Consider the following 19,081-nt stretch of genomic DNA (forward strand, 5'->3'; position numbering starts at 1 on the left):
GGCAGTGACGACAAGCGGTGACGACGCCGCGGAGGTTGTAGCAAGGAGGCGCCAAGCGATCCGGCGAGATTGCGGCCTTATCGGGAAACCACGGGAACATCCCAGACCAGGAGACAAGATGCAATCCTCTCAAACAGCGCGCCGGCGCCTGCTGGCCGCCATGTTCGGCTGCGCCGCGCTCGCGCCTGCCGTGGCCCTTGGCGCCGCCGACAGTGCCGACAGGTTCCCCGCCCACGCCATTCGCATCATCGTGCCGTTCTCGGCCGGCGGCGTGGTCGACACCGTCACCCGCGTCACCGCCGAGCGCATGGCCCTGCTGCTGCGCCAGCCTGTCATCGTCGAGAACCGCACCGGCGCGGGCGGCTCCATCGGCACCGACATCGCTGCCAAGGCCACGCCTGACGGCTATACCCTGCTTGCCGTCAGTCCCAGCTACGTGGTCGGGCCGCTGCTCAACAGCGCGATCAACTGGAAAGGCACCCGCGACTTCCGCGCGGTTGCCGGCTTTGGCGTGGTGCCCAACGTGATCGTGGTCCCCGCATCGTCGCGCCTGCGCACCCTGCCTGAACTGCTTGACGCCGCGCGCAGCCAGCCCGGTGCGCTGACCTACGCCAGCGCCGGCGTGGGTACCTCCAACCACCTCTCCGGCGAATTGCTCGCGCAAATGACCGAGGTCAAGCTGATGCATGTGCCGTACAAGGGCCAGCCCGAGGCGCTGACGGACGTGCTGGGCGCGCGCGTGTCGATGATGGCGCTGACCGCGGCGATCGCCCGCCAGCAGGTCCAGAGCGGCAAGCTGCGCGCACTCGCGGTGACTTCCGCCAAGCGGTCCGCGGCGTTGCCGGACATTCCCACCGTCGCCGAAGTTGCGCGCCTGCCCGGCTATGAAGTAGGCGCGTGGTTCGGACTGGTCGCGCCGCACGCCACCCCCGACGCCGTCGTGCGCAAGCTCGCCGACGCCGCGGCGCAGGCCGTCAGCGATCCTGCCGTGGTCAAGCGTTTGGCCGACATCGGCATGGACGTAGCCCCGCAATCCGCACCGGCCTTTGACCGCTACCTGGACAGCGAGTCGAAGAAGTGGACCCGCGTGCTGAAGACCGCCGGCATCAGCGCCCAGTAGCGCCTGTCGTCCACACGGCAAGACACATCCCGCTCCTTCCCAGACACCTACCCAGCTGACACTCCCATGATCCGTGACGCCGCCCGCATGCAAGCCTTGCTTGCCGACCTCCGCCAGTTCGTCCTCAATACCTGCATTCCGCTAGAAGCCGACATCGACCGCGACGACGTCATCCCTGAACCAGTGGTCGACGCCATGCGACAACTCGGATTGTTCGGACACAGCATCCCCGAGGCCTATGGCGGCGCGGGGCTGACGTCCGAAGAACTGACGCTCGTCAACATCGAAGTTTCGCAGGCCGCGACCGTCTTCCGCGCGCGCTTCGGCGGCAACACCGGCATCGCCTCCGAGTCGCTGGTCGTCGACGGCACCGAAGCGCAGAAGACGCGCTACCTGCCGCGGCTTGCATCGGGCGAGCTGACCGGCTGCTTCGCGCTGACCGAGCCCGAAGCCGGATCCGACGCCACCTCGCTGCTGACATCGGCCCGGCGCGAGTGCGACCATTACGTGCTGAACGGCAGCAAATGCTTCATCACCAACGCACCGATCGCCGACCTGTTCACCGTCTTCGCGCGCACCGACTCCGATACCGCTGGCGCGCACGGCATCAGCGCCTTCCTTGTAGAACGCGGCACGCCCGGCATCAGCACCGGCGAACCGGAACGCAAGATGGGCCAGCACGGCTCGCCGGTGGGCGACGTCTACCTGCGGGACTGTCGCGTGCCCGCCACCGCCATCGTCGGCGGCCAGCCTGGCGTCGGCTTCAAGACGGCGATGAAGGCGCTCAACAAGCAGCGCATCAACCTGGCCGGCCTGTGCATCGGCCCTGCCATCCGCCTGGTGGACGAGATGGTGCGCTACGCGAGCCAGCGACGCCAGTTCGGCAAGCCGATCGCCGATTACCAGCTGGTGCAGCAAATGGTTGCCGACAGCAACACCGACATCCACGCCGCGCGCGCGCTGGTACTGGAAACCGCCCGCCGCCGCGACAACGGCGAGGACGTGACTATGGAGGCATCGATGTGCAAGCTGTTCGCCTCTGAAATGTGCGGACGCGTGGCGGATCGTGCGGTGCAGATCTTTGGCGGCAGCGGGTATATGGCGCGTACCGTGGCGGAGCGGTTTTATCGCGATGTGCGGTTGTTCCGGTTGTATGAGGGGACCACGCAGATTCACCAGTTGAATATTGCAAAGAGGACGATGCAGGCGCGGGAAGGAGTGCTGGATCGGGCAGGGTAACGCCCAGGTACACCCATGCGTACGGTCAACGAATGACAGCCGCTTGATTCCCCCAAAGCAATGCGTAGTACCGGTCGAATGGATTCTTGTGCGCAATAATGAAGGTGCCTGATCTCCCATCGAGAACGCCATGTCCGCACCAACGATCCATTCGGCACGCCTCGCCCTGATCCCCTTCTCCGGCGCCGATGCCGACGAAGTATGGCCTTGCATCACGCCAACCCTGGCACGCTACATGGAATGGGAACCTGCCCCATCCCTGGCGGCATTCCGTGACGTCTGGCAAGCCTGGCTGCCGGCCATGGACGACGGATCGGATTTTATCTTTACCATCCGCCGCACGAGTGACGGCCAATTCCTGGGACTGGCAGGGCTGCATCACGCCGATACGCCCGCGCCGGAATTCGGCATCTGGATCCGGGAAGACGCCCACGGCCACGGCTATGGAATGGAGGCCGTGCTGGCGGTGAAAGACTGGGCGATGGCTGCCTTGCAGCCGCCGCGGTTCATCTATCCGGTGGCGGAAGAGAATTGGGCAAGCCGGCGGATTCCGGAGGCGATGGGCGGCGTGGTAGTGGACAGCCAGCCCGCGCCGAAATATGTGCGGCTGATTTATGAAGTCCCAGCGCGGTGATGCGCGCACACAGGCGGATACTTCCGAGGCGAGGAAGGCCGCTTGACGGTAAACGATAATGGCCCGGCGCGAACCATCATTCGCGCCGGGCCAGCCTGCACGTTTAACGCCCCTTCCACTCCGGCGGCCGCCGGCCTACAAACGCCTCCACCCCTTCGCGGAAGTCTTCGCTCCCGTAGCACAGGCGCACGAGATCATCGGTATCGGCCACCGCCTCCACGGTCTGCCGCCGCAAGGCCTCCTTGACGACCGTCTGCGTAACAGGCGCCAGCGCGGCAAGCCGGCTGCATAGCGCAGCGACCTCGCTCTCCAGCGACTCGGCAGCATAGACACCTTCCAGGAATCCGCACGCCAATGCGGCATCCGCATCCAGGATCTGCGCCAGCAGCAGCATGCGCCGCACCGGCTGCAAGCCCCACGCCGCGCGCAGCTTGGCGAGGTTCAGCGCCGACAGCGTGTTGCCGAGGGTCTTGGCGATCGGCACGCCGAAGCGGGCCTTGGGCGTCGCCACGCGGAAATCACAGGCGGTCGCGATGGCAAGCCCGCCGCCCACCGCCCAGCCCTCGATCACGGCAACGGTCGGCATCGGCAGCTGTTCGACCAGGCGGATGCCCTCGTCGATGCGCGCTTCGTAGGCCACCCCGTCATCGCCATTCGAGAATTGCCGGAACTGCGCGATATCAGTGCCCGCGACAAAGGCCTCCCCGCCCTCCCCGCGCAGCACTACCACGCGCACGCCCGCGCTGCCATCCGCCGCGAGCGCGCGGCAGTGAGTGGCGAGTTGCTCGTACATCGCCCACGTCATCGCGTTGCGCGCGGCCGGGCGGTCGAAGGTCAGCGTCGCGACCTGCCCCTGCACCGTGAGCCGGACTTGCCCGTCGCTGCCAGCACCGCCTTCACGCTGGCTCGCCCCGGATTGACCGCCTCCCGGCGGCTGCGCGGCGTTCATGCGCCGAACGCGCCGGCCGCGGCCAGCGACTGCTGTTCGTCCTTCGACAGCCCCAGCTCGGCCAGGATTTCTTCCGTATGCTGGCCCAGCAGCGGCGGCGGACGGCGTACCTGCTGCGGCGTGCCGCCCATCTTCACCGCGAAGCCGATATTGGGCACCTTGCCCTCGATCGGGTGATCGATCTCGATACGCATCTGGCGGTGACGGCCATGCTCGCTGTCGAAAGCTTGCGGGTAGGTCAGGATCGGCCCGGCAGGGATGCCGACTTCCAGCAACTGTTCGATCCAGTAGTCGGCGCCCTGCCTGGCGAAACTCTCCTCCAGCGCCGTGATCAGTGCCTGCCGGTTAGCCAGCCGCAGCGCCACGGTGGCAAAGCGCTCATCCGCCAGCAGGTCCTGCCGGTCGAGCGTGTTGCACAGCAGCTGCCACAGCTTCTGGTTGGTAGCCCCCATCACAAAGTAGCCGTCGGCGGCCTTCATCGCCTGGTAGGGTGCGCTCATGCGGTTGGCCGTGCCGAGCGGCTCGGGCTCGCGGCCCGTGCCCCAGTACTCGCAGGTGTCCCACACCGAGAATGCCAGCGCGGAGTCGAACAGCGACGCGTCGACATACTGCCCCTTCCCCGTCTCCTTGGCGCCGATATAGGCCGACAGCATGCCGTAGGTCGCGAACAGCGCGCAGCCGATATCGGCCACCGGCACGCCCGCCTTCACCGGCGCGCCGCCCGGGTAGCCGGTGACGCTCATCACGCCCGACATCGCCTGCGCCATCAGGTCGAAGCCCGGCCGCCCGGCCCACGGCCCGCTCTGGCCGAAGCCCGAGATGCTGCAATAGACCAGCTTCGGATTGATCTTGCTGAGCGTCTCGTAGTCGATCCCCAGGCGCTTCATCACGCCGGGGCGGTAGTTCTCCACCAGGATGTCGGCCGATTCCGCCATGCGATAGAGCACCTCCCGGCCGGATTCGGTCTTCAGGTCCAGCGTGACGCTGCGCTTGTTGCGGTTCATGTTGAGGAAGCCCATGCTGTCCGGGCCCTTCATCTTGAACCCCATCGCCCCGCGCGTCTGGTCACCGCCTTCTGGCGGTTCGACCTTGATCACGTCGGCGCCGAGGTCGGCCAGCAGCATGCACGCGTAGGGCCCGGCCATGACCTGGCTGACGTCGAGCACGCGCACGCCGGACAGCGGCAGTTTGGTGGCAGGCGCTTGCGCGCCGGAATCGGTGAAATCGGTCATCGGGTGCTTCCTGGGAAATTCGACAAGTCGGCGGATGTGGGCGCGGCGGCTCCGCGCCATCAGCTCTCGGCCTTCACGCCGGCGTCCTTCACGACCTTGGCCCACTTGGTAGACTCGGACGCGATGAAGGCGCCGAACTGCTGGTTCGTGCCGCCGGAGTCCTCGGCGCCAAAGCTCTTGAGGCGCTCGGCCACATCGGGCATCGCCAGCACGCGGTTGACGTCCGCGTTCATGCGCTGCACCTGCGCCGGCGGCATGCCCTTCGGCCCCACCAGGCCGTACCACGACGCCGCGTCCAGGCCGGGGAAGCCCGACTCCGCCAGCGTCGGCACATTGGGATGGCTGGCCGCGCGCTTGAGCCGGGTCTGCGCGATCGCGATCACCTTGCCTTGCTGGATAAAGGGCGTGGCGGCGGTCATGGTGTCGAACGCATAGTCGATCTGGCCGCCCATCAGGTCCGCCACCAGCGGGCCCGAGCCCTTGTACGGGACGTGCACCACGTCGATCCTGGCCTGCATCCGGAACATCTCCAGCGCCAGATGCTGCGCCGAGCCGATACCGGACGAGCCGAAGGAAATCTTGCCCGGGTTCTTGCGGCACAGCGCCACGATGTCCGAAACGGTGCGCACCTTCTGTTCCGGACGGCAGGTGAGCATATTGGGCGTGACGCCCACCATCGAAATCGGGGTGAAATCAGCGCGGGGGTCGTACTTGACGTCCAGCAGCGCCGGGGCGATCGCATGGCTGTTGACATGCGCCATCAGCAGCGTGGTGCCATCCGGCGGTTGCTTGGCCACATAGGCAGCGGCGATCGCGCCGGTCGCGCCGGGCTTGTTTTCCACAACCACGCTGGTATTCCACATGACCCCGAGCTTCTGCCCGATCACGCGCGCCAGCACATCCGTGCCGCCACCGGGGGCAAAACCCACTACGATGCGCACCGGCCCTTGCACGTCAGCGGCGGCGCGCGCCAGGCCGGGCATCGCCAGTCCGGCCGCCGTGGCCAGGATGAATTGTCTGCGCTGCATTGCGTGTCTCCGTAGTACTAATCGTTATGGAGCCATCTTCCGCAATGCACGCGCCGCGGGCTATCGCTATTTTGGGGATTCTGGTTTCGCGTTTTGCGCAAGCACTTCCAGGACGCTGAGCGCGGCGGAGGAAAGTGCACTATGGGGCCGGTGGCACAGCACGAATTGGCGCTGCGCCCAGTCTTCGGCAATCGGTAACCGCGCGAAACGGCTGCCGCCTGCCACCTCGTGCGCAATGGCCTCCGGCATCAGGCCGCCGCCCAGGTTCTGGGCCACCAGTGCGGCGATGCTGTCGAAGCCGCCGACGCGCATACGCATGTGGAGCACGCGGCCGGCTTCCTCGGCCAGACGCTCAAGGCCGATGGAAATGGCCGAGCTTTCGCCGAGGACGATCAGGTCGCAGTCGAGCACGTCTTCCGAGGTGACCTGCTTGCGCTTGGCCAGCGCGTGGCCGCGCGCCACCACCAGCACCAGCTTGTCGGTCCGGTAGAGCGCGGTCGGCAGGTCCACGACGCCCAGGCTGCCTTCGTAGATGCCAATGTCCACGGTGCCGCGGCGCAGGGATTGCTGGACTTCCAGGCTGTTCATTTCCTGGAGGTCGATGCGGACGCCGGGGCAGTCTGTGGCACAGCGCTGGATGTCGAAGGGGAGGAACTGGATGACTGCGGATTTGGGGGCGGCTACACGTACCACGCCCAGGTCGCCGCCGACGAAGGAGGCGGCGTCGTCCTGCATGCGCTGGACGGTGTGGGTAATGCCGCGGGCGTGGGCTAACAGTGCGCGGCCGGCTTCAGTGCAAGCCATCCCATGGGGAAGGCGCTCGAACAGCGAGACGCCTAGTTGGGCTTCCAGTTCGAGGATGCGGCGGGAGGCGGCGGCGGGAGCCAGGTGGAGACGCTCTGCACCGCGGGTGATGCTGCCCAGGTCGGCGACGGCGATGAAGAGCTGGACAGTTGTCAGGTCGAAATGCAGCCGAGGAAGGCGAGAGGAGGCGGAGGACGTCACGATGGTCGCATCTGCTGCGTCGTTGCGGAAGAAAGGCTGCCGGGCTGGGGTTGGGCCCTTCGAAAAAAGAGCCGTGGCGGCCCGATTTTCCACCGCTCAAGCGATCTGGGCAATTGCAGATTTCCCATGCAACCCTCGAACGAGTATTTGGGCGGGACCGGGGCAGCCGCTGATGATTGATGCGCTTCGCGGCTAGGCCGGACTGTAATCGTTGTGTCGTCCCGCCATCCTCCTTACATCTAAGCTTGTTGTCTGAAGCGATGGAAGCTAAGTCCGCATCAAAAGCGCTCTGCGCCATCGAATGCATTGAACTTCTTCACGTCTGCCACCTTGTAGAACAGTTTCAGTGCGGAGCCTTTCGAGGGTGGAATTCGGCCTACAAAGGCCGATCTCACAAAAGCCGCACTGCCGTTGCCGTTGCTTTCCATCAGGCACACATATTGAAGTCCACGCTGGCGCAACAATGCAAAAGCTGCAAGGCCCGGTTCCTCAACTCTTGCTGGCCGGAATTTGCCGACCGCAACCGCTCGCATGATGTAGCCACGATGTGTACCTACGAAGATATAATCCTTGAGTCCGCGCTTGCTGGTCGCATAGCCAATCCGAAGCCTGTTTCTGTCGCTGGCAGGTATAAATAGCCGATGGCCGGGTACCGTTACATCATCAATCAGATGCGCCTCCCCTTCAATTGGGACAATAGAAACCGAAGCGTCAGTCGATTTGTCAAATAGCAGGCAACTATCGATGACCGCCTCCGGCACCAGTTCGGCATGTGCAGAAACTGAAAGTGCGACAAGCAAAGCCAGAATGGTGGGCCGTATCATCTGTACTCCTTCGCACGGGTGACTGTCACCCAATCCCGGCCGTAACGCCAGAAGATGGTGCCGCCTACGCCTGCGGTGGATTCATAGACCCAGGAGTAGCGTCCAACCTCCTCCCGCACAGTCTTCACCTGTCCGCCTACCTTCTTCTTGACTGTTTTGTACAGAATTTTCGTCTTCCCTGATTCGCTGATTCCGTAAATATTGTGAACAGGATCCGTGATATGGATTCCGGACTTTACTTTCGCGTGATGCTTGTAGTTAGACTTTATGTCTGCTCCATCCCAAAAATACGCGCCATTCGAGAAATCTACGCCTCCTGAGAAAGCATTTCGTGCGGCCTTGACTGCATCGGACATAGGCGGGCTCTTTTCAATGTCTTTCTCCGTGGCCTTCATTAACTTAGCGTAGCGCGCGTTGCCGTCTGCTCTCACAAATGAAAAATTCTTGTCCTTCGATGTAAAGGCATCGATGGTGGAATAGCCCCTGGCTTTCATCTGACGGACCATCACACTTGCCAGTGCGGCCATTTCTTCGTACAGGTCCCTTGTTGACGACTCGCCATAGGCGATAGCTGCCAACAGACGCTCCTCAGAAGACAGCGCTGAACTTGCCGACGCCGATCTTGAAACTTCTGTCATGCTCGTGTTTCCTTTGCCTTGTCCAGCCACATGACGATTTCCATGGACACGCCACCGCGCACCGTCGGGGTTGCTCCGCTGCCAAACGGGGTATCCTGGCTAATCCGCTGCCCCTCAACAAATAGGTCATAGCGATAACCTTCCTCCCCCGCGCCCGTCTCGGCATCAACAAGCTCGTAGTATTGCTCAATGATTTGCGTATCGTGACTTGCCGATACTACGCTGGAGCTTGGCCCCGATGAGAGTGGCGGCGCATAGTGCCCCATCCGGTTTACTTCCATGGTGAAATTGGTCTGGGAGTGGATGACTATCGGGTTGGTCGGGCACTTGCAATAGACGCGCGCGCCGCTCACCAATATTTGTTTCCCACGCAGATCAAAGGCAGGGTAACAGTCGTTCATCACAGGCCCGCCAGCCTTGCAGGCCAGACAGGTTGCATAGTCGCCTTCGACACCCACCTTCACACCGTGATGGAACATGCTCTCGCCGGTGGCGATGAGTACACCGTTTGTGTTGGTCTTGTCCCCATCGAGCAGAGCATAGCGAATATCAGGCATTACAACTCCTTATCGCGGTGTTGGCGTAAAAGACGTCGTCTTTTTTGGGTTGGTAGCGGACCAAAATACATAGGTCCGGCGTAGTGTGGGGATGTGTCCGCAAGGGCGGGCCGCTGTGGACAGCGCTACGCAAGGTTTAGCATTCCTTAGAGGGAAAAGGATGAGCGAATCGGACCAACATTCAACGACCAAATTCGACACAGCCATGCTTCCACTAGGGGCGCCCGCCCCGCCATAGGACGGTTCCGAATCTGAATGAAATGAATTCGTATCAGAATTTAGGTTGCACAAGCACAGCGGCTCGGTGCCACCATCAGGGTGTCACTTGGCGGCAAGCAAGGCCGCTTCCTGTTGCTTCGATCGAAGCAGATGCCTTGAGTACGGCTGCAATTGCGTCGTTTCCGCGTGAAAGGCTCGTTGGAGAATTCTGGCCTTCGTCGGATGAGGTGCGGGTCGATGGCGGTGCCGATGTCGCAAGATGGCGGGAGTCAATGGCTAAGGAAGCGCCGTCGATTGAGCACGGCGGCCATAGTCCAGTGTTGCGCCGAATATCTCCGGGCTGCGCTTATGAAGGCATACGGGCGACCGTACGCCCACATCTAACCTGCTCAGTTACAACGCATTCGCGTGTACCGCGTCCAAGGCATCACAAAAAATTGCCAATTGCCCGGCGAGCGCGGTTGAAGCCGACATCATCGGCAGGCGCAGTTCATCAGACAGCAAGCCTTGCCTAGCCAGTAATGCCTTGACCGGTCCAGGGTTAGGTTCTGCAAACATCAGCCGAATCAGCGGCATCAGGGCATGGAAAAGCTCGCGGGCAACGCTCAGGCGCTGGTCATCCACAGCGCGCCACAGCACCGAGAAGAGATCAGGCCGAATGTGCGCTGACGCAACGATCGCACCCTGCCCGCCCATGCACAGCGTGGCAAGCAGTTGGTGATCCTCTCCCGCGAGAACTGCCAGGCGGCCATCGGCGATTAACGCTTGCGTGGTTTCAGCATTGCCGCCGCAGTCCTTGATTCCTCGAATATTGCCGTGGCTTGCCAACGAGAGCAGCGTTTCGGCGCTCAGCGTCACACCGGTTCGGTAGGGGATGTCATAAAGCACCAAGGGTGCCCGAGATCTGTCGGCCAGCTCGCGAAAATACCCCTTCAATCCTTCCTGCGACGGTCTTATGTAGTACGGTGCAGGCGCCAGCACCCCCGCCAGCGGACGTTCGCCAATCCTGTCCAGACGGCCAAGCACATGCCGGAGATTGTTGCCAGCCAGGCCCATCATGACCGGCAACTCCCCCGCCTCGGCCAGCACGGTATCCAGCACCGCCAACTGTTCCGCCTCATCGAGCGCGGCGGCTTCGCCGGTGCTGCCGCACACCACCAATCCCGCCACGCCGCTACAGCGGTAATGGGCCACTAGCCGCCGCAGTGCGACGTGATCGACCTCATGGTTGCGAAATGGGGTGACCAAGGGTAGCCAGATACCACGATAGAGATATTCCACTTCTTGCATTGCATGCTCCGGATCGACCGATTCGGAAACCGCACAGGCAAGCGACGGAGCAAGATGCGCTCAAGACAGTAAGGGGATTGGCAGACCGTCTTTTACATTGATGCTGTTCCGTCGCTCAACTGACGGAACAGCACGCTCCGGTCAGATGAGCGACTGTTTTTTGGATTTGGCGCGCGCGCCCCACTGCGGTTGGGTCGCAGTGAGATGAAAAGAGAGGGAGGCGGGGCGGCGGGTCATGGTGGCGTCAATCTATCCGCTTCTCTGCAATCTCGTCAAGCCAGGTTTGGAAGGGCTCTCATCGCGGGGATTATCGAATCAACGCCCTAACCCGGCTCTTCCCGGTACGCCATCCAGCGAAAGCAACTCCATCCGCGCAGCATCAAAGCGCGCACACTCTGCCTTGAGCCACGTAGAGAAAATGGTCGTGCGCCGATCCTCAGGATTACGAGAAAGCAGCATGTAGCGCGCCGGCGCACGTACGTGCTTGCCGAAGACATTCACCAGCCGTCCGCTCCTGATCTCGTCATAGACCAGGGCCGTGCGCCCCATCGCCACCCCCTGGTGGTTCAGCGCAGCGCTGATGGCAAGGCTCGACAGATTGAATTGCGGCCCCTCCAGATGCGCAATCCATGCCGGATGAAAGGCCTCAAGCCATGTCCGCCATTCCACGAACTCGGCTGCGCCGACCCATGGCGATGCGTCATGCAGCAACACGACGCCGTCGAGCGAAGCGCCATCAGATAACCCAGGATGCCGGGCGAGGTACTCGGGCGTGGCCACGGGAATCAGGTACTCATCCAGCAAGACGTCCGCGTGCAACCGGCTGTAGCGGACCGGGTCGTAACGCACTGCCACGTCAATGTCTTCCGCGTCCATCGATTGCCTGTCCAGCGACTGGAACTCAGCTTTGAGGCGCACGGACACATCCGGCTGCTCGCGGTGAAATTCGGTCAGGCGCGGCATCAGCCATTGCAGCGCGAACGACGGCAGGCAATTGACCTGCAAAGGCGCGTTTGGCAGGCCGAGTCGCTGGATCGTCTGCTGGATCTCGTGCAGTGCGCGCGTGGTCGTCTCGAACAGCGCCTCCCCCTTTGGCGTCAGTTTCAGGTTGCGCGGCTGGCGCACGAAAAGCGCGTAGCCGAGACGGTCTTCCAGATGGCGGATCTGCTGGCTCACCGCGCTTTGGGTGAGGCTTAGCGATTCGGCGGCCTTGGTGAAGCTCAGCAGGCGGCCTGCGGCTTCGAAACACCGCAGCGCCCCGAGAACAGAGGAATCGAGCTGCATTCGTATTAGCTTGGCTAATGCATGCGTTAGAAACGATCGCTATTTTTGCACGATCACAGCGCCTACGATCACGGCTCATAGGGAATTCCTTGGAGAATGACGTAATGGCCACTCTGCCGCTCTCTGGCGATCTATTAGCAAGGCTTCAATCGAGACAGCCATTGCTTTGGCTGAATCCGAGGCTGGGGCAACCCCTGCCGGCTTCCGCCCCATCGGCGGAAGGCATCGCATCAGCCGAGGCGCGTCTAGCGCGTTGTGCACCGCTCCTGGCGACGCTGTTTCCCGAACTGGGGTCAAGCCATGGGCAAGTGGAATCGCAACTGATGCCGGCTACCGCCCTCCAGCATGCGATCGTCGGCAACGATGGCGCCGAGGGCGCGTGGTTCATCAAGCGTGACGACGAACTGCCGATAGCCGGTTCCATCAAGGCACGCGGCGGCTTTCATGAAGTGCTGGCGATTGCCGAATCCATCGCGATCGAGCACGGTGTCCTCGACCCGGACGGTGATCGCCGCGTGCTGGCGACGGCGGCAGCGCGCGCGCTGTTCTCGCAATACTCGGTGATGGTCGGCAGCACCGGCAACCTCGGCTTGAGCATCGGCGTGATGGCGGCTGCTCTCGGGTTCGATGCGGTTGTACATATGTCCGCGGACGCCAAGGCGTGGAAGAAGGACCGCCTGCGCAAACGCGGCGTACGCGTCGTGGAACATGAAGGCGACTACGCTGAAGCCGTGGCAGCGGGCCGGGAGCAGGCGCTGGCAGCGCCGCGCTGCCATTTTGTTGATGACGAGCGCTCCGCCATGCTCTTCTTCGGATACGCCGCCGCGGCACGCCACCTGGCGCGCCAGCTGGCCGAAGCCGGCCGCGTCGTGGATGCCGCGCATCCGCTCTTCGTCTATCTGCCCTGCGGTGTCGGCGGCGCACCCGGTGGCATCACTTACGGGCTCAAGGCGCTGTTCGGCGAACATGTGCACTGCTTCTTCGCCGAGCCGGTGGCCTCGCCGTGCGTACTGGTGCAGTTGGCCTCCGGTGCGCAAGCTCCCGTATCCGTCTATGACATCGGCCTGGATAACCGGACCGATGCCGATGGCCTCGCCGTCGGCCAGGCATCCCATCTGGTCAGCCCGTTGATGGCTTCCCAACTCGCCGGCGTGTTCACCGTCGCCGACGATCAACTCTATGTTCAGTTGCTCGCGCTCAAGACTTCGATGGGCGTGGAAGTCGAGCCGTCAGCGGCCGCCGGCATCGGAGGCCCGGGCTGGCTGCGCCGCTCGCCTGAGGGTCAGACGTATGTGCGCGATCAAGGATTGTCCATGCACGACGCCACGCATGTGATCTGGGCTACCGGCGGCTCGCTCGTCCCGCCCGAGGAGCTTCGCCGGTTCCAGGATTACGCCGCAACGCTGGCCGGCCATGCTTCTGGCCCGATGCAACAGGCAGCCTGACCCTCTTGTCGTCGCCCCCAACAATAAAAGGAGACATTTTCATGGACCAGCACGCCACGCTATCGCCCGATGTTCGGGGGCAGACTGACGCTTACGCATTCGAGGATGCCACCTACCGCAAGGTCGCCCTCCGCTTCATCCCGTTCCTGATGCTGTGCTACGTCGTCGCGTATCTCGATCGCGTAAATATCGGCATCGCCAAGCTCAATATGCTGGCCGACCTGCAATTCAGCGAGGCAGCCTATGGGCTCGGCGCAGGGCTGTTCTTTATTGGCTACATGCTGTTCGAGGTGCCGAGCAACCTCATCATGCATCGTGTCGGCGCGCGACTCTGGATTGCCCGGATCATGATCTCCTGGGGCCTACTCTCGGGAGTCATGGCATTTGTCACGACACCGTGGCAGTTCTACACGGTACGCTTCCTGCTCGGCGTCGCCGAAGCCGGCTTCTACCCCGGCGTGATCCTCTACCTGACGTACTGGTTTCCGAATCGCCGCCGCGCCAAGGTCACGGCCATATTCCAGGCGGGCATTCCAATCGCCGGCTTGCTCGGCAGCCCTTTGTCGGGCTGGATCCTGGAGCGCTTTCACCAGGTCGGCGGTCACGCCGGCTGGCAATGGGTGTTTGTGCTCGAAGCCCTGCCGACGCTGCCGCTGGCCATCGGCGTGCTGTGGATCCTGACGGATCGCGTCAAGGACGCCAAATGGCTGACACCAGCGCAACGCCAGCTGATCGAGAACGATATCGCGCAGGACGATCATGGCCGGGAGCACATGCCGTTGACCGGCATTCTGCGCGACATGCGGATCTGCAAGATCATCCTGATGACGTTTCCGGCGATGATGGCGCTGTACACACTCGGCTTCTACCTGCCCACGCTGATCAAGGACGCCGGGGCAGTCAGTGGCGTACAGATCGGCCTGCTCAGCGCGATTCCGTATTGCGTGGCCGTGGTGGCCATGGTGCTGGTGGGGCGGAGTTCGGATCGGCATGGAGAGCGTCGCTGGCACCTTGCCGGCATCATGCTGGTGGGCGCCTTCGGGCTCGTGGCGAGCGTTTTCGCGGGGCAGAATCTCGTACTCGCCGTGATCTCGCTGTCGATCGCGGCGGCTGGGATCATCAGCTTCTCGCCGATCATGTGGACATTGCCGACGGCATTCCTCGGCGGGGCGACGGCAGCGGCGTGCATCGGCGCGATCAACAGCCTGGCGAACCTTGGCGGCTTCGTCAGCCCGTACCTGATCGGCTGGATCCGCGACACGTACCACAGCACCGCGCCGGCCATCTTTATCATCGCCGGGGCGCTTGTCGCCGGCGCCCTGGTCGCCCTAAGCTTTGATCCAAAGAAGGTCAATCGCTGATCGCGCGCAAAACAAGCATCCCGGAGGCATTCCCGTGACTTCAGACCAATCGCCCGCCCGCCTGGCCGTTGCCGGACTCATCCATGAGACCAACACGTACGCCGCCGAATTCGCGGGCATGACGCCGCTGCGCGCGTTCGAGCAGTATCGGGGCGACGAAATCCTGGCGGCGTTCGACAAATCGAATCATCAGGTGGGCGGCTTTATCGAAGGCGCGCGCAGGACCGGCGCCACGCTCATTCCCACCTATGTCGGGCAGGCGACGCCGTCGGGCACGATCGAAGCCGGCGCGTATGCCACCATGAAGCAAGACATCCTCGATGGCATTCGCGCTGCGCTGCCGGTTGACGGCGTGCTGCTGGCCCTGCATGGCGCCGGTGTCGCCGACGGCACTGAAGACATCGAAGGCGATCTGGCGCTTGCCGTTCGTGCGCTGGTCGGGCCGGGTGTCCCGATTGCGGCGGTCTACGATTTGCACGGCAACATGACGGACGCGATGCGCGACGCTTGCGACCTGACTTTGCCGTGCAAGCTGTATCCGCATACCGACTTCCATGACCGGGGCGTCGAAGCCGTCGAGCTGCTGCTTGAGATGATTCGGGGCGGGCTCACACCGGTCACCGCGGTGCGACGCCTGCCGATGCTGCCGTACATCGTGACGACACAAGACGGGTTCATCCCGGCGGAAGTCAACGACGTTTGCCGGAAGCTGGCCGCACAGCCCGGCGTGATCGACTGCTCGTGGTTCCACGGTTTCCCCTACGCGGATATCGCTGCCCCCTGCCCGGCGGTCGTGTGCACCACAACCGGAGACGCCGCGCTTGCGCAGCGTTGCGTCGACGACGTCGCGCAATGGATCTGGTCGCATCGCGAGGCGTTCCGTCCGACGTTTCCGCCCCCCGCACAGGGCGTCGCCCTTGCCCTGTCGGCGGCAGAGGGGCCTGTCGTTGTCAACGAGTACGCAGACAACCCGGGCGGCGGCACACCCGGAGACGGCACGCATCTGCTTCGCGCGTTACTGGACGCCAATCCGCCCGCGGGCACGTGCTGTTTTGCGTCGATCAACGATGCTAGCGTGGTTGCACAAGCTCAGCGCGCGGGTGTCGGGGCCACGATCAAGGTCTCGCTGGGCGGCAAGCAAGGCCGCTTCCAGGGCGCGCCGATCGAGGCCGATGCCTATGTGAAATGCATCACGGACGGTCGTTTTGTGAATCGCCCTGGATCGATGTTCGAAGGCGTTCGCTTTGACCTGGGGGTGATGTGTCGCCTGATCATAAACGGTGTCGATGTCATCGTGGCTTCGCGTGCCGAGCAGATCTTTGATGTCGAGCCGTTTGTGCTGCACGGCGTGGATGTCACTGGATACAAGGTCGTCGCGATCAAGGGGGCCAATCACTTCCGTGCCGGGTATCGGACGGTGGCTAAGCAGATAATTTCAGTCGATAGCGAGGGCTTGAGCACGGCTGCGATTGCCTCGTTTCCACGCGACCGGCTGGTTGGCAAGTATTGGCCGTTGTGTGACAAGGTGCAGTTCGAGGCCAGCGCCGATGCCGATCAGAAGGTCTGATAGATCGACTTGGAAGCGCCGTAATGCGTGTCCTTATAGAAGATTGCAAGCAGCAACGGTCTTACGTAGGCTCTTTCTCGTCAAGTGCTGAACACACTCTTGCAGCGGCTTTACCGCACCCGGACAGCTCGCGGTCACTCTCTTGGGAGCCGCCATGAAGTCCAGATTTGCAGGCACGCACGTTCGGACAATCAAGATTAGCCGAACCCATTTCCCCGTTATTCCAGGTAGCAGCAACAATTTCACTGGTCTGCGGGTGATTCCGTGGATTCGATTGAAGGGTGTTTGGTTGGAGCGGGCGGGATTCCGCGTCGGCCAATCGCTGAAGGTAAAAGTTCAGCGCCAGCGGGTAGTTATTTGGGTGGGATAACGTAGACTGTCAAGTCGGTAGGCGCTGGTATACGGCCCCCCTACCGACCCATTTCGGACCATCGTAAGCCAGAAGTGAACGTCGCAAAGCTGACGTTCGAATGTCCATCAACAGCGTCTGCGGATACCAAGCGCGTCAGTGCCTTCCACAATGCGGGCAGTTTGGGTTCGCTTTCGCTTTCGCGCCAGTCCAACTGAGACTCACCCGATCTTCTTCGTGTAGTGCTGGTCAAAGACCAGCAGAATATTCGCGTTGAAGTAAGGCTTCTTCGGGCCAGCCTTGTTCTCGAGGTCAAGATACCGGACCTTCGCGTACTTCTCGTCGTCGAGCAGTGGCTTACGCAAAGCGTGGAACTCGTTGTTCATTTTGAAGTCGCTATAGCGAGCGGCCATACGCTTACATAGCTCATCATAGGTCCAAGGGTACCTCTCCTTGATATCCTGTTCCGCAAGCTGCACCTTGATGGCGTCGGCGTCCTTGGAGACTTGAACCTTGGAGGCGTTTGCCAGGGCGCTCTTCTCTAGTTTCACTTGCAGGCGGATGGCTACGGCGTATTCGCCCTCGCCGTCGCCTACTTCCTGTGCCAGTGTCTTGAGATGTTCAATGAGGCGAGACTCGTCGGCAGATACCACCACGGCTCCGGCATCTTGTGCAGGGGTCACGAACGACAGCGGTAAAACTAAATTCAATATTCCCGCAAAATCCCTTTTGAACCAGCTCTTCGCCAAAAGAATGAAATTTCGAACGCACGCTGCGGCCAACTCTTGAGCTTGGCGTGCGAGCGTTGTGCTGGCGGTGATGAAGTGAACTGAGTTGTCCCGGATTTCAACCAGTGCGTCGAGGTTCGCCCTTACCTCTTTGGGCAGTCTGGATGCCGGCGCCTCTTCAAGACGTGCAACGCAGCCACTCAATGTGATGGACTGCGGGTTGCCGGCGCGGTTTCGCTTCAAAAATTTCTTCTGCGACTTAATGCCCGCCTTGGTTAGGCGATTCTCGTAAACCCTTAGCGATGCGATGGCATTGTCTGCATCCTTCAAGACTTTTGCCTTGAGCAGCAGCTCCCAGGCGTTCAGAGCCAGAATCGAGAATGTTTCCTCCCGGTACAAGAACGCCGGCTTGTTGTAGATCTCCACAGCCGCTGTGATTGCGGCAACGGCCTTATCAACGAAACGCTGGTGAAGTGGCGGGCGCACAATGGTCTCCTTTCGTGCACACTTTACAATAAGCTGGCACTGTATAAGCAAAAGCCAAAGTGGCTGCCTGCCAGGTTGCTGGCACGCCAAGCGCTCCCCAAGCTATATATGATGAGGTTCGGAGGCAAGCTAAGGAGACAGTGTTTTTGGCACGTCTTAAAAAGAGGAAAGAGAAATGTCCCATATCCCGGTGACCGACACGATTGCGCACGCACTCATGCAACTGGTGGACGACTCGAACAATAACGGCGTCTACCGAGAACCTTCGCATGCCGACATCGAGTTTCACGTCAACCAGGCGGGCCTTGCAAAGCATGACCCAAAGCAGCAAGGCCAGCTAATTGGAAAGGCGAAGCGCGTTCGCGCCGTGCTCTACGCAGTTATGGACTCAAATCCTGGAGCGGCAAGCCGGTTCGCTTCAGGTTTGCTCGCAAAGGTTCGGGCGTGCGGCGGGTTCCGAGAAGCGTCTACCAACTATGTGGGTCGGGAGGCGATCGACAACGCAAAGACAGCTTTCGACGCGGAAGGCTTTATTTTGACCGACGACGGCACGCTGTCGCCCAAGGTGCTCTCCTCTTTGCGCGGCGTAGCACTAACAGATGCATTGGTCGCCTACGCCAGACGCGCGCAAAAAGGGGCCGAGGATGCCGCCTTGATCGCGGGAACCGGAAAAGACCTGATGGAGGCCACGGCCGCCCATGTCCTCGAAACATTGCAGGGAAGATATCCGAGCGGCGCCAACTTCCAGGCGCTGCTCGGCATGGCCTTCGTTGCCCTTGACCTCGCCGTTCCGGAAAGTCCCGAGCAGGCCAGCGAGCCGGCGGTCAAGTCGATGGAGCGGGGGCTCTTCCTCTCGGCCTTGGGCGTCAATCGAATTCGCAACAAGCAGGGCTCCGGCTGCGTATTTCGGACGAACGTGACCGGCCGTTTCGGGATCGTGACCGGCGATTTCGGCAACGTGACCGGGCATTTCGGGAACGTGACCGACCGGACCGGAAGGCAGGGTTGGCGTTGCGCATGACATCAACCGCACGGGCTATGCTCGCCGGCTTTTGCCGGAGAGAGCATGCCCGCGCACCGGATGAACATGCGCATGATCAAGGACGTTTTAAGACTTAAATTCGAC

Annotated in this window: 18 protein-coding genes; 8 read left to right on the forward strand and 10 right to left on the reverse strand. The window is 62.2% G+C overall.

All coding sequences use genetic code 11. From position 1 onward, the window contains the following. Positions 1–118: 118 nt before the first annotated feature. From E1J61_RS01225 to E1J61_RS01235, 3 genes are all read left to right on the forward strand, one after another. The gene (locus E1J61_RS01225) at positions 119–1,120 is read left to right on the forward strand and encodes a tripartite tricarboxylate transporter substrate binding protein (RefSeq protein WP_133092363.1); all 1,002 of its coding nucleotides are present in this window, start codon (positions 119–121) and stop codon (positions 1,118–1,120) included. A 66-nt stretch (positions 1,121–1,186) separates the two neighbouring features. After that, the gene (locus tag E1J61_RS01230; RefSeq protein WP_133092364.1) at positions 1,187–2,359 is read left to right on the forward strand and encodes an acyl-CoA dehydrogenase family protein; all 1,173 of its coding nucleotides are present in this window, start codon (positions 1,187–1,189) and stop codon (positions 2,357–2,359) included. Positions 2,360–2,489: 130 nt separating this feature from the next. Next, positions 2,490–2,993 carry a GNAT family N-acetyltransferase gene (locus E1J61_RS01235; RefSeq protein WP_133092365.1) on the forward strand — a complete coding sequence of 168 codons (504 nt, stop codon included), beginning with the start codon at positions 2,490–2,492 and terminating at the stop codon, positions 2,991–2,993. Between the two features lie 103 nt (positions 2,994–3,096). Here E1J61_RS01235 and E1J61_RS01240 read toward each other — a convergent pair whose 3' ends face one another. The 9 genes from E1J61_RS01240 to E1J61_RS01280 form a co-directional block, all read right to left on the reverse strand. Continuing rightward, on the reverse strand, positions 3,097–3,942 hold the full coding sequence (locus E1J61_RS01240) for an enoyl-CoA hydratase/isomerase family protein (RefSeq protein WP_133092366.1): 846 nt from the start codon (positions 3,940–3,942) through the stop codon (positions 3,097–3,099). After that, positions 3,939–5,174: a CaiB/BaiF CoA-transferase family protein gene (locus E1J61_RS01245; RefSeq protein WP_133092367.1), complete on the reverse strand. Its 1,236-nt coding sequence runs from the start codon at positions 5,172–5,174 to the stop codon at positions 3,939–3,941. Before E1J61_RS01245 ends, E1J61_RS01240 begins: the two co-directional genes overlap by 4 nt. Positions 5,175–5,233: 59 nt before the next feature. Beyond that, positions 5,234–6,202 (reverse strand): tripartite tricarboxylate transporter substrate binding protein, encoded by a 969-nt coding sequence (locus tag E1J61_RS01250; RefSeq protein ID WP_133092368.1) that lies wholly within the window; start codon positions 6,200–6,202, stop codon positions 5,234–5,236. Positions 6,203–6,268: 66 nt separating this feature from the next. After that, positions 6,269–7,207, reverse strand: coding sequence for a LysR family transcriptional regulator (locus E1J61_RS01255; RefSeq protein WP_133092369.1), 939 nt, complete (start codon positions 7,205–7,207; stop codon positions 6,269–6,271). 278 nt (positions 7,208–7,485) lie between these two features. Next, positions 7,486–8,031, reverse strand: a complete 546-nt coding sequence (locus tag E1J61_RS01260) for a hypothetical protein (protein ID WP_240745899.1) — start codon at positions 8,029–8,031, stop codon at positions 7,486–7,488. Beyond that, positions 8,028–8,669 carry a hypothetical protein gene (locus E1J61_RS01265; protein WP_133092370.1) on the reverse strand — a complete coding sequence of 214 codons (642 nt, stop codon included), beginning with the start codon at positions 8,667–8,669 and terminating at the stop codon, positions 8,028–8,030. The genes E1J61_RS01260 and E1J61_RS01265 overlap by 4 nt, the downstream gene beginning before the upstream one ends. Then, positions 8,666–9,226 carry a PAAR domain-containing protein gene (locus tag E1J61_RS01270; protein ID WP_133092371.1) on the reverse strand — a complete coding sequence of 187 codons (561 nt, stop codon included), beginning with the start codon at positions 9,224–9,226 and terminating at the stop codon, positions 8,666–8,668. Before E1J61_RS01270 ends, E1J61_RS01265 begins: the two co-directional genes overlap by 4 nt. Before the next feature lie 612 nt (positions 9,227–9,838). Continuing rightward, positions 9,839–10,735, reverse strand: coding sequence for a 4-hydroxy-tetrahydrodipicolinate synthase (gene dapA / locus E1J61_RS01275; protein ID WP_133092372.1), 897 nt, complete (start codon positions 10,733–10,735; stop codon positions 9,839–9,841). Between the two features lie 315 nt (positions 10,736–11,050). Further along, complete coding sequence (locus tag E1J61_RS01280; protein ID WP_165971400.1) at positions 11,051–12,025, reverse strand: LysR substrate-binding domain-containing protein; 975 nt, start codon at positions 12,023–12,025, stop codon at positions 11,051–11,053. A gap of 98 nt (positions 12,026–12,123) precedes the next feature. On the opposite strand from E1J61_RS01280, the gene E1J61_RS01285 reads away from it, so the two are divergent. From E1J61_RS01285 to E1J61_RS38760, 4 genes are all read left to right on the forward strand, one after another. After that, positions 12,124–13,464: a D-serine ammonia-lyase gene (locus E1J61_RS01285; protein ID WP_133092374.1), complete on the forward strand. Its 1,341-nt coding sequence runs from the start codon at positions 12,124–12,126 to the stop codon at positions 13,462–13,464. A gap of 41 nt (positions 13,465–13,505) precedes the next feature. Beyond that, positions 13,506–14,825: an MFS transporter gene (locus tag E1J61_RS01290; RefSeq protein ID WP_165971398.1), complete on the forward strand. Its 1,320-nt coding sequence runs from the start codon at positions 13,506–13,508 to the stop codon at positions 14,823–14,825. A gap of 34 nt (positions 14,826–14,859) precedes the next feature. After that, entirely contained in the window at positions 14,860–16,392 is a 1,533-nt protein-coding gene (locus E1J61_RS01295; protein WP_133092375.1) for a M81 family metallopeptidase, read from the forward strand. Between the two features lie 154 nt (positions 16,393–16,546). Beyond that, complete coding sequence (locus E1J61_RS38760; protein ID WP_243736718.1) at positions 16,547–16,762, forward strand: SymE family type I addiction module toxin; 216 nt, start codon at positions 16,547–16,549, stop codon at positions 16,760–16,762. A 200-nt stretch (positions 16,763–16,962) separates the two neighbouring features. On the opposite strand, the gene E1J61_RS01305 is transcribed toward E1J61_RS38760, so the two are convergent. After that, positions 16,963–17,955: a DUF3644 domain-containing protein gene (locus tag E1J61_RS01305; RefSeq protein ID WP_133092376.1), complete on the reverse strand. Its 993-nt coding sequence runs from the start codon at positions 17,953–17,955 to the stop codon at positions 16,963–16,965. A gap of 175 nt (positions 17,956–18,130) precedes the next feature. On the opposite strand from E1J61_RS01305, the gene E1J61_RS01310 reads away from it, so the two are divergent. Beyond that, positions 18,131–18,976, forward strand: a complete 846-nt coding sequence (locus E1J61_RS01310) for an abortive infection family protein (RefSeq protein ID WP_243736719.1) — start codon at positions 18,131–18,133, stop codon at positions 18,974–18,976. Positions 18,977–19,081: the final 105 nt, after the last annotated feature.

It is taken from the genome of Cupriavidus sp. L7L (genome assembly GCF_004353535.1).
Classification (GTDB): domain Bacteria; phylum Pseudomonadota; class Gammaproteobacteria; order Burkholderiales; family Burkholderiaceae; genus Cupriavidus; species Cupriavidus oxalaticus_A.